Here is a 9,934-nt window from a genome sequence, read left to right as displayed (position 1 = left end):
CCTCCGTCAGCCCTGACGGGCTGCCACCTCCCCATCGCTTCGCGACAGGGAGGATTTCCTCACCCCCAAGCACCTCGTCACCCTGAACTTGTTTCAGGGTTCATTGCGCCGCGAACGCTGCGCGTGGATCAGCAAACCGGCGGCTCGGTTTGCTATTCTGCACTCCGGCACCAGCTGCCCGATGGACCCTGAAACAAGTTCAGGGTGACGGCGTGGCATTACTGCAAGCCCGGTGCTGCAAACCCCTCGGCCACGAAAAAGGCCGGGCGATTGCTCGCCCGGCCTTTCCCTCCCCTCCAGGATCAGATCAGAAGCGCAGCGTCGCTTCCATGCCGAACTCCGGCGGACGCGGCGCCGAAGCGTAAAGGCACTGCTGGTTGGTGCCGTAGGTCGCGGTGTCGCGCTCGATGAACATGCAGCTCGCGGTCGCACCCGCCAGGCCCGAACCGGTCGCGCGCTGGTTGTTGAGGATGTTGCGGCCGAACAGCGCAAGGTCGATCATGTCGCTGGTCAGGTTGAGCCGCGCATCGACCGTCCAGGCCGAACGCACCTTCACCGTGTTCGACAACGTGGCGAAGTAGCTGCCGCGATAGCTGCCGTCGACGCGCAGCGAGGGCATGAAGCCGCCGACTTCGGGAAGCTGGTACTCGCCGCCGACGAAACCGTTCCAGTAAGGCACGTTGGCCTGCGTCAGACCATCGAGCACCACCGAACCGTTGGGCGTTACCGGGAAGCCCGCCGTCGAGCCGGAGCTGATCAGGATCGGGGCCGGATTGGTGAATTCCTGCTTGGCATAGCCGACCGAGCCGCGCAGCGTCAGCTGCGGGGTCACGCGCCAGTTGCTCTCCGCCTCGAAACCGACAATGCGCGAGGAACCGACGTTGCCCACCGCCGAAACGGTGACGGTCTGGCCGGAAACGGTCCGCTCCAGCGTACTGACCAGCTGCTGGTCCTTCACCTCGTCGTAGAAAGCGGCGAGGTTCAGCGTCAGCGCGCCGCCGAAGAAGCTGTTCTTGCTGCCGATCTCGTAGTTGTAGAGCTTTTCCGGGTCAGCATAGACCGGCTGGGTGACACCGCCCACCGTCACGTAACCGGCGCGCGCACTCTTCACGCCCTTGGAGAACAGCGCATAGAGCATGTTCTGCGGCGTCGCCTTGTAGCTGACGGTCACGCGGGGCGAGAAGTCCTTCGACACCTGCGAATAGTCGCTCGTCGTCGGATAGAAGGCGCAGCTCGGGCAGCTCGGCGCGAAGATCCTCTCACGCGCATAGCGGCCTTCCAGGCTGAGGGTCAGCTGCTGCGTGAAATCCCAGTCGAGACCGCCGAAGATCGCGCGGTTCTCCAGCCGGTCGTCGCGGGTGCGGCCCGCCGGGTTTGCCGCGGTGGCGAAGGACGTGAAGCCGGTGTCGTCGCGCTCCCAGAAGTAGTAGGCGCCCACGCGCCAGCGCAGCGGCTTGTCGCCGGGCGAAAGCAGCATCAGCTGGTGGCTGGTATTGGTGAACTTCTCATAGGACGGGAAGGTGCCGAGCGAGGCGGCGCGCAGGGTCACTTCGTTGTTGGCAAGCGCCTCGCCGAAGACCTTGTCCTGGCCCACGCCGCTGGCGCGCGGGGCGTTTGGTGCGTCTGCGGTGCGCGATTCATTCACGTAGCCGCCGCGATAGCTCAACTCGTAGTCGCCGAACATCTTGGTGACGACGGCGCTGGCGAAGTAGCGATCGCGCGCATAGCCGTCCGCGCCGCTGGTGCCGATGTTGTCGATATCCGGATCGGGCAGGTACTTGGGGAAGATCGACCCGTTGCCGCGTGCGAAGGGCGCAGTGGCGATGCCTGACTGCACCCATTCGCGCGGCTGCTCGACGACCTGTGCGGCGACCGAGTCCCGGTCATGCTGGTACATGCCGCGCAGCTTGATCGAGAACGTGGCGTCGGGCTTGAAGTAGAGCGTGCCCGACACCGCCTGCGTGCGCTCGCGCCCGATCGGCGCGCCGCCGTCGCGCGATTTGGCGATGGCGCCGTTCTGGAACACCGATCCCGCGACCGAGGCCCACAGCGCGTCCTTGACCAGCGGCGCGGTGACCGTGCCGCCGAAGTAGTAGCTGGCCTCCGGCGCGGAATTCATCAGGCTGCCGCGCGCCTTGACGAAGCCGGTGACCTCGTCGCCCGAAGGATCGACGGTGACGTAGTTGATCGCGCCGCTGTAGGTAGCGCGGCCGAAGTTGGCGCTCTGCGGCCCCTTGATGACTTCGACGCGCTGAAGGTTCTCAAGGTCGAGCGAGGCGAGCTGACCCGACAGGGCGACGCCGTCGATGAACACCGAGATGCCCTGATAGCGTTCGTCCGAAGTATTGGGCGCAAGACCACGCAGCGAATAGGCGGAAGGATCGTTGCGCCCCGAGCCTGCGAACAGGCTGAGGTTCGGCGTCACCTTCTGAAGATCGCGCACGTCGCGGATCTGCGCGCTGGCAAGATCGTCGCTGGTGAGGGCGGTAATGGCGAGCGGAACTTCCTGCAGCGTTTCCTTGCGGCTCTTGGCCGTCACGATGATCGCATTGGAAGAGACGTCTTCATCGGCGGCGACTTGCGCCAATGCCGATGTGCTGCAGAACATCATCGCAATTACTGCAATACCAACAGAAGATGAAACAGACCTCATCATACCAGCTTCCCCTTGATGTGCTTGATCTTATCGATATGCGCTTGATACAAATCCAAGGCTAAGTGATGTCAATTTCTCGACAACAATTTGTGATCTAATGTTCGACAGGTGAGTATTATTCAAATCTTATCAGGTATAAAGAAAACTTTCTCTTGACTTGTATTGATGAAAACAGGTCGGCAGCGCAGTGCCTTCCCACACCTCACCCCGCTGCGGCGATGCGCTTGCGCAGGACCGGGACCAGTCCCTCGCCGAACAGGCGCACGTCCTCGATCGTGTAGAAGCCGTTGAGCAGGAACCGGTCGACGCCGATGGCGTGATACTGCTCCAGCGCCGCCGCCACCTGGTCGGGCGTACCGACCAGCGCGGTCGCGTGGAGCCGCCCTTCGGTGGCGCGGGTCATGCCGGTCCACAGGCGTTCGTCCAGCCGCTCGCCCATCGCCGCCTGCCGCTTGAGCGCCAGAGTGCCGGGATCGCTGTCGCCCTTGTCGCGGCCGATCTGCCTGCCGCTGGCGAGATGGTCCATCACGGTGCCGAGCAGGCGCTCCGCCTTCTCCCACGCCGCATCCTCGGTATCGGCGACGATGACACGCATCGACATCGACACGTCGGGATTGCGCCCGTGCAGCGCCGCTTCCTGCTTGAAGCGCGCGATCGTCGCCCGGGTATCGGCAAGCGTGGCGGGGCCGATCGCATAGACGTCGCAGACTTGCGCGCCCATCTTCACCGCCGCGTCGGAGTTTCCAGCCCAGAACACCGGGATCTGCTCCTGTACCGGCTTCACCAGCGCGAAGGCGCCGTTGAAGCGATACCATTCGCCCGCGTGGTCGAAGGGAACCTCGCTCGACCACATGCGGCGCAGGATCTCCACGTATTCGCGGCTGCGGTGATAGCGCTGCTCCTTGGTCAGATAGTCGCCGTCCGCCTGCGTCTCGACGTCGCTGGCGCCGGTGATGATGTGGACGCCCGCACGCCCGCCGCTCGCCCGGTCGAGCGTCGCGAACATGCGCGCGGCCATGGTCGGCGCGATGAAGCCGGGGCGATGCGCGACCATGAATTTCAGCGTCTTCGTCACCGCCGCGATATGCGCGGCGGTCGAAAGCGGATCGGGCCATGTCGCCGTCTGCCCGACGAGGACGCGGTCGAAACCCGCCTCCTCGTGCGCCACGGCATAATCGCGCAGGAACTGCGGGTCGTAGACCCCGCGCACCGGATGGGCCTCGGAGGAATCCGCGAAGAAGTGAAGGCCGACGACTTCGAAAGCCATCACCGCACCTCCATCGCGGCTTCCCGCTCGGCCACCTTGCGGCGCAGGGCGGGAATGATGTCGCGACCGATGATCTCGGCGTCGCCGATCGGATCGTAGCCACGCAGGATGAACTTGTGCACGCCCGCGTCCCAGTAATCCATGATCGCGTCGACCAGCTGGTCGGGATCGCCGACGAGGGTGCCGCTGTTGCTGTGTGCGCCGCGGATCTCGTTGATGCCGTTCCAGAAGCACTTCTCCAGCCGCTCGCCCTTGCCGGCGAGTTCGGCCGTGCGCGCGAAACCGGCGGCGCTGGCGGCGACCTTGTTCTTCTCCGCCTTGCTCTCGAGCGCGGCGATGCGGCTCTTGAGGTCCGCCGCCTGCGCCCACGCCTTGTCCTCGCTCTCGCCGACGACAAGGCGCAGCGAGACGAGGAAGTCGGGCTTGCGGCCGAGCGGCTGCGCGGCGGCGGTGACTTTCTGCACCACCTCGGTCATGCCCGCGACGGTATCGCTGAGCGTCGCGAAGACGTCCGCGCAGGCCGCCCCCGTCGCGATCGCCATCGGCGACATGCCGCCGAAGAACACCGGGATCGTGCCGTTCAGCGGCTTGATCTCGGCATAACCGCCGTTGAAGCGATACCACTTGCCATCGTGGTCCACCGGCGTCTCGCTCGCCCAGATGCGGCGCAGGATGTCGATGTATTCGAGGCTGCGGTCGTAGCGTTCCTCCTTGGTGTGGAAGTCGCCGTCGCACTGCATCTCGATGTCGCTGGCGCCAGTGATGACGTGCACGCCCAGCCGCCCGCCGAGCAGCCGGTCGAGCGTCGCCAGCATCCGCGCCGCCATGGTCGGCGCGATGAAGCCGGGGCGATGGGCCAGCATGACTCCCAGCCGCTCGGTAACGGCGCCGACATAGGCGGCGGTGGTGAAGTTGTCCGGCATCGTCGCGGCATTGGCGATCAGCACGCGGTCGTAGCCCGCCGCCTCCTGCACCTTGGCCAGCTTCACGATGGCGTCGATGTCGTAGTGCGACACCGGCACCGGCGACAGTTCGGAGGCCATGTTGTGATTGATGAGACCGTTGATTTCTATCGGCATGGAGGCTCCTCTGGCACATTCCCCTGGCATTTGCGCAAAGCCTATGTGCGCGCCCGTGCATGGCCTCAGAAGCCGGGTGCATATCTCCGCATGACGGTCAGAATCCCGGCAATCAGCGTGTTTGCGGCGCAGAACGCATAGGATGATGCGGCGGGCTCATGCCCCTGCAGAAGCAATCTTGCAGCGATCAACTCCACAGAGCGGACATGCCCTCGCCTGCCGGTTGTATCCGGCGCGGCCAGCGCATTGCATGGTCGCTCGATCGAGGTCATTCCGATCTCTGAATTACCGGAACGATGCGCATGTCGACGTCCCTTTCACGCCGCACCCTTCTTGCAAGCGCCCTGCTCGGCGCCACCGCCGCCTGTGCGGACGGTGCATCGCGCAGCGTCGTCGCGGCACCGATGCCGGAACGCCGCACTTTCGACCTTGCAGGTCCGGGCGGGCGTACCTTCTCGGTCAGCGAGTGGGCGGGCACCAGCGGCAAGCGCGGGACGATCCTGTTCTCGCACGGGGCCATGTCCGCGCCCTGGTTCTACGACCGCATCCTCCAGCCGCTGCTGGCCTCGGGCTACCGCGTGCTCGCGCCGCTCCACGTCGATTCCGCGCAGCACCCGCACACGGCCGAGTACAAGGGCCTCGCCAGCTGGCGCTGCCGCATCGAGGACATGCGCACCCTGATCGCCCATATCGGCGACACGCCGTTCATCGCCATGGGGCATAGCTACGGCGGCCTGATCGCCACCGTTCTCGGCGGCGCGGCGGGTGTCATTCCGGAAGGTCTCGAAGGCCCGCTCATGCCGCGCCTTGCGACGAGCGTGGTGGCGTTCTCGCCCCCGCCGACGATCCCGGTGATGATGACCTCGGAAGGGTACCGCGCCCTCGCCGTCCCCGCGCTGATCCAGACCGGCACTATCGACCTGCTCCCCGGCATGACGCCGAGCGATGCGGAAGGCTGGCGCGCGCACCTTGCCGCGTTCGATTCCGCGAAGCCGGGCGGGCACCGCTACGGCCTCGTGCTGGAGGGCGTGAACCACTACTTCGGCGGCGCGATCTGCGATTTCAGCCAGCCCGGACCGATGCAGCTTGACGGCCTCAGCCACGCGAATGCAGTGGCGGGGCTGTTCCTCGACGCCTTCGCCAGCGGCAAGGCGAACGCCAAGGCCCTCGCGAGGCTCGATGCCGGGGTCACCGACGCCCTCCCCATCCGCCTGATGCGGCGCTGAGGCCAGCGCTCGTGACCGACGTTCTGGGCTGGCGCAAGCTGCTGGGGGTGATTGCGCCCTCGACCAATACGGTCGTGCAACCCGACATGGAGCGCATGCGCCCGCCCGGCGTCACCAATCACCTCGCGCGCATCCACGTCGAGGACCCGGTGGCGCTCTCGAACGAGGACTTCATCGCCGGCACCACCGCTATCGCCGAGAACACGCTGGACGCGGTGCGCTCGGTGATGACCTGCCGCCCGGACTATCTGGTACTCGGCATGTCAGCGGTGACGTTCTACGGCGGTGTGGAAGGCTCGCGCCACTTCAAGGCGCAGATCGAGGCGGAAGCCGGAGTGGGCGCGACCACCGGTGCCGAGGCCGTCGCCGCCGCATTGACCGCCGTTGGCGCGAAGTCGGTCAGCTTCGTGTCGCCCTACTACCCGGTGGCGAACGCCGAAGTCCGCCGGTTCCTCGAAGAATCGGGTTTTGCCGTCAGGCGCGACCGGGCGCTGGAATGCCGCCGCTGGACCGATATCGCCAAAGTCTCGCCCGACACGTTGCGAGACGTCATCGCCCAGCTCGACGGGGACGACGTCGATGCCGTCGTGCAGGTGGGCACCAACCTCTCCATGGTCGATCTCGCAGCCGAGTACGAAGGCACTCTCGGCAAGCCGGTCATCGCCATCAATACCGCGACCTACTGGCACGCCCTGCGTGCCTGCGGGATTTCAGACAAGCTGCCCGGATTGGGCCGCCTGCTGAGCGAGTATTAGGAGCGAAAGAGGCCACCTTAAATCGTCATTGCGAGCGCAGCGAAGCAATGACGAGCTATGGTTCAAACTGACGTCTGCACTGCCCAACCCCGCAACTCCACCCTGCGGCCATATCACCAAACGGCATTAGGCCATCGCCCCGAGCACCCGTGTTCTGCCGCTCAAGCACGAGTACGGAGAAGCGCGTGGCAACAGGATCAGGTAGGGCGGCCCATGCAGGCGCCGCAAGTTCCAAAGCATGGTCGATCAGGATAGGGTCGCTGCTGATCCCCCTCGCCCATGCGGCGGGACAGAATGTCGTGACCGTCCTCGGCCTGCGGTTCATGACGGACAGCCTCGCGATCTCCGCCGGGACCGCGGGGCTCATCTTCGCCCTCGTGAAGATCTACGACGGCTTTCTTGACCCCACCGTCGGCGCGTGGAGTGATCGCTTCCAGTCGAAGTGGGGCCGCCGCCTGCCGTTCCTCTTCGCGGGCGGACTGGCGATGCCGCTGGGCGTCGTCATGCTGTTCGGCGCGCCGGACGTGGGATCGCTGCTGCTGACCGAAGCCTTCGTGACGCTGGCGTTGGTCATCCACGCCTCGGGCTATACGCTGATGACGATCCCCGGCTTCGCCATGGTCGTAGAAAGCTCCACCGACCCCGACGAGCGCGCCCGGCTCATGGCCTGGCGTACTTACGGCAACGCCATCGGCGCGCTGCTCGGATCGACGCTGCCGACATGGCTGCTGGGCATGATCGGGCCGGGCCGCCAGAGCCACCTCATCCTCGCGGTGCTGGTCGGCGCGATCGTCTTCGTCGCAACCACCGCCGCCGTGCGCCTGCTGCGCGACGCCCCCCGCACGGCGCCAAGCGCCGAGGCTGCCCGCAAGCCGCGTGGCCGCTTCGAACTGTGGCGCCAGCTGGTGGTGGTCTGGGCCAACAAGCCGTTCCAGATCCTCGCCATCGCGCACGTCTTCCTGCTGTTCGGCACGGTGATCGGATCGGCCACTCTCGCCTACTTCACCCGCGTCGTGCTGAAGGTCGGCGATGCCACGCTGGGCACCTATTTCATGCTCTCGACAGTGGCCATGGTGCTGTCGATGCCCGTCTGGGTCTTCGGATCGCGCCATCTCGGACGCAAGGCTTGCTACATGATCGCGCTGGCCGTCTACGGCGCCAACCACCTGACGTGGCTGCTTGCCGGACCGGGCGAGAGCACCCTGAGCGTCGGCGCCCGCGCCCTCGTCGGCGGTTTCGCGGGCGGCGGCATGATCCTGTGCGCCTACGCCCTGCTGTCCGACGCCGTGCGCTACGACTTCGTGCGCAGCGGCGAGCGGCGCGAGGGTGCCTTCGCAGGCGTCACCACCTTGCTGGACAAGCTCTCCTCCGCCGCCTCGCTGGCGGCGCTGGGCGCGTTCCTGTCGGCGATGGGCTACGTATCCTCGGCCAGCGGCGCCTCGGGCGCGCAGGGCGCCAGCGCCGAATGGGCGATCATGATGTGCGAATCCGTGATCCCCGCGCTGGCCATGGTCGGTGCCTTCATCACGATGTGCTTCTACCGCCTCGACGCCGGGGAACTGGCGCTGGCGGAAGCGAGCGCCGCCCCCGCGCTGGACCCAGTCGTCGATCCCACGGGCGAGCCAACCTGAAAGAAACGCCAGCCCCGGCACTGACCGCCGGGGCTGCGCATATCAATTCGCGTGAGGGCGCTTTTCCGCCAGAACCGCGACCGGAACGTGCGGGATCGCCCGGCCTTCCTCCACGTCCGGCCGTCCGACGTGAGCGCGCAGCTTCTCCGCGAAGAGTTCGGCCGAGCGCTTGATCTCCGCATCCGCCCGGAACAGCAGCCCCGCGCGCAGAGGGCGCGGCAGACGCTCGACATTGAGCGCAACCGCCCCGGTGCCTTCCATCAGCGCATCGGGCAACATGCCCAGCATGCCTTCCTCCAGCACGAGCGACTTCATGAACGAGACCGAACTGGTCTTCACCCCGGCCGTCGGCATCCCGGAGTTGCCCACCGCGAAGTAATTGCGGGTGGCCGCCAGCCAGTGCTTCTGATCAAGCATCGCCCAGGCCCAGCGTGTCAGCTCGGCGGGAGTTATACCGCTGCGCTGCGCCAGCGGATGCCCCGCCCCCCCATAGATCGAGCATGACGAACTGCGAATGCGCTCATACGCCAGCTTCTCCTGCATCGTCGTCGCCGGGACGGTGGTGAAGACGAGGTCCACCTTGCGGTCCATCAGCGCCGGGACCGTCTCGTCCACGTGCCCCTCGACGATCCGCAGCGACACGTCGGGATGCTCGCGCGTGAATTCCGCGACGACGGCGCGCAGGCCCATCTGCGCCTGCAGAGGGCAGATCGCGGCGACAAGTTCCTCGCCCAGTCCGCGCTTGGCCAGCGCGATGCGCTGCTGCGCCCGCTCCTGTTCGTTGACCATGAGCCGCGCGTGTTCGAGCAGCGCCGTGCCCGCCGCAGTCAGTTCGACGCCGCTGGAGCGGCGGTCGAACAGCCGCGCATCGATCTCGTCCTCCAGCGTCTTGATGCTGCGGGTAAGCGCGGGCTGCGTCAGGAACACCCGCTCCGCCGCCCGCGAGAAATTGCCCAGTTCCGCAACCGCGATGAAATGCCGCAACTGACGAAGATCCATGATCCCACCTCAAGCCATTTGACGGAAAGAGGAAGGGGAACCCGGAGCCGCCTCCGGGTCCAGAATTTAACGCTTCCTCCCCGCTCTGCGGACAATCCCTCGCGCTTATTTACCCTCGGCGGGCAGCGCGTCGATCCATGCCTTGAGATCGCGCCCGGTCTGCTCGGGCAGTTCGATCATCGGGTAATGGCCGACGTCGGGATAGTGGATGATCTTCATCGGCGCATTGGCGAACATCACCCGCGCGTCGTCGGCCCGGTCCTTGGTGTGACGCACCATAATTGACGTCATGCCGGGTCCAAGCGGAGCCTTTAGCGCTTC

General features: G+C 66.1%; 7 protein-coding genes and 1 pseudogene. 3 read left to right on the top strand and 5 right to left on the bottom strand.

Annotated features, from left to right (window positions below):
• Positions 1-307 precede the first annotated feature (307 nt).
• The 3 genes from ACODRZ_RS25915 to ACODRZ_RS25905 form a co-directional block, all read right to left on the bottom strand.
• Complete coding sequence (locus tag ACODRZ_RS25915) at positions 308-2,611, bottom strand: TonB-dependent receptor (protein WP_488986294.1); 2,304 nt, start codon at positions 2,609-2,611, stop codon at positions 308-310.
• Between the two features lie 247 nt (positions 2,612-2,858).
• Positions 2,859-3,923, bottom strand: coding sequence for an LLM class flavin-dependent oxidoreductase (locus ACODRZ_RS25910; protein ID WP_488970141.1), 1,065 nt, complete (start codon positions 3,921-3,923; stop codon positions 2,859-2,861).
• Positions 3,923-5,002, bottom strand: a complete 1,080-nt coding sequence (locus ACODRZ_RS25905) for an LLM class flavin-dependent oxidoreductase (RefSeq protein ID WP_008832654.1) — start codon at positions 5,000-5,002, stop codon at positions 3,923-3,925. The genes ACODRZ_RS25910 and ACODRZ_RS25905 overlap by 1 nt, the downstream gene beginning before the upstream one ends.
• A 302-nt stretch (positions 5,003-5,304) precedes the next feature.
• On the opposite strand from ACODRZ_RS25905, the gene ACODRZ_RS25900 reads away from it, so the two are divergent.
• The 3 genes from ACODRZ_RS25900 (at position 5,305) to ACODRZ_RS25890 (ending at position 8,614) form a co-directional block, all read left to right on the top strand.
• Positions 5,305-6,228: an alpha/beta fold hydrolase gene (locus ACODRZ_RS25900; protein WP_488970142.1), complete on the top strand. Its 924-nt coding sequence runs from the start codon at positions 5,305-5,307 to the stop codon at positions 6,226-6,228.
• A gap of 11 nt (positions 6,229-6,239) precedes the next feature.
• Positions 6,240-6,983, top strand: coding sequence for a maleate cis-trans isomerase family protein (locus tag ACODRZ_RS25895; protein ID WP_488970143.1), 744 nt, complete (start codon positions 6,240-6,242; stop codon positions 6,981-6,983).
• A 185-nt stretch (positions 6,984-7,168) separates the two neighbouring features.
• Positions 7,169-8,614 carry an MFS transporter gene (locus tag ACODRZ_RS25890; RefSeq protein WP_488970144.1) on the top strand — a complete coding sequence of 482 codons (1,446 nt, stop codon included), beginning with the start codon at positions 7,169-7,171 and terminating at the stop codon, positions 8,612-8,614.
• Positions 8,615-8,656: 42 nt separating this feature from the next.
• Here ACODRZ_RS25890 and ACODRZ_RS25885 read toward each other — a convergent pair whose 3' ends face one another.
• Positions 8,657-9,613, bottom strand: coding sequence for a LysR family transcriptional regulator (locus tag ACODRZ_RS25885; protein WP_488970145.1), 957 nt, complete (start codon positions 9,611-9,613; stop codon positions 8,657-8,659).
• A gap of 105 nt (positions 9,614-9,718) precedes the next feature.
• Positions 9,719-9,934 (bottom strand): annotated as a pseudogene (locus tag ACODRZ_RS25880) (hypothetical protein); the annotation flags it as partial.

This window comes from Novosphingobium sp. FG90, from assembly GCF_057808725.1.
Note: the sequence above shows the minus strand (reverse complement) of the source record. Positions and strands in the feature narration are given on the sequence as shown.